Raw genomic sequence first — 1,088 nt, 5'->3', positions numbered from 1 at the left:
TAGTTCTTCTTGTTTATCTTTTATTTCTTTTTCTTTGTTGGCTAATTCAGTTTCTTTTTGTTTTAGTTGTTCTTTTAATGCTGGGATTTGGTTTGTTATTGAATCTCTTTGGGTGATTAAATTATTACATTCTTGTTGTTTTTCATCTATATCTGTTTTATCTTCTTTTCTATATTCTAATGTTTGTTTGTGTGAAGCTCTTGCTTCTTCAATTACGGTTTTTTCTTCTTTAGAAATATCACTTAGTAATAAAACTTCATCTTCATTTTCAGATAAAATATAAGATTTAATTTTATTATATTTTTCTTGTGTTATTTTAATTTTAGGTTTTGGAGTATCTATTTCTCGTTTAGTTCTTAGTGGATGATTTGGTTTTTGTTCGTTATTTAATTTTTCATGATAATTTGATATTTGTTTTTTTTCTTGTTTGGTTTCACTAATACCTTTAAACAAACCTATAATAATAACGATACTAAAAAATAAAATAATTAAAATAGTTATCCAATGTTTTTTAAAAAAGTTCATTTTTTGATAACCTTTCCGATAATAGTAGTAATTGATATTATCTTTTAAAGAAATTAATTACTACTATTATACATTTTTATTTGATTAATGTTGCAAAAAAAAGTTTGATATATTAATTAATTAGTAATAGGTTGTAAGAATTTATTATATCTTTTTTGTTTTATTCTTTCTTGGGCTCTTGCGTAGTTTGGTGATTTATTTTTTAATTCTTCTTTTCTTGCGTCTATTTCTACATTTTTGACTTCTAATTTTTCTTCTAATTCGTTTTTTGTTTTGTGTTTGTTTGTGACATCAGAAAATAAATTTTTATTATAAATTAAATTTTCGATAATATCATTATATTCTTTTATAACTGATTCATCTTGTTTTTTAAATTCAGTTAATTGTTTTTTATCTACTTGCATTTTGTTTTTTAAATTATTATCTTCCATGCAAATTTTATATTCTTCTAGTTTTTTTTCGGAGTCTTTGAAATCGGCTTTGGCTTCATCTAAATCTTTTTCTATTCTTTTAGTAATAATTTCATATGTTTCTTTGCTCATCATTTTAGGTGTTCCATCTTC

General features: G+C 22.4%; 1 protein-coding gene and 1 pseudogene. Both read right to left on the bottom strand.

Annotation, left to right across the window (positions count from 1 at the left end; genetic code table 11):
* Nucleotides 1–525 (bottom strand): hypothetical protein (locus tag RI68_RS01840; protein WP_017193554.1); only part of this gene is annotated, 525 nt, incomplete at its 3' end.
* 116 nt (nt 526–641) lie between these two features.
* A pseudogene (locus tag RI68_RS03885) lies at nt 642–1,088 on the bottom strand (DNA double-strand break repair protein Rad50); the annotation flags it as partial.

It is taken from the genome of Vaccinium witches'-broom phytoplasma str. VAC (assembly GCF_000309405.1).
Taxonomy (GTDB): domain Bacteria; phylum Bacillota_I; class Bacilli_A; order Acholeplasmatales; family Acholeplasmataceae; genus Phytoplasma.
This window is presented reverse-complemented; position numbering and strand designations above follow the sequence as displayed.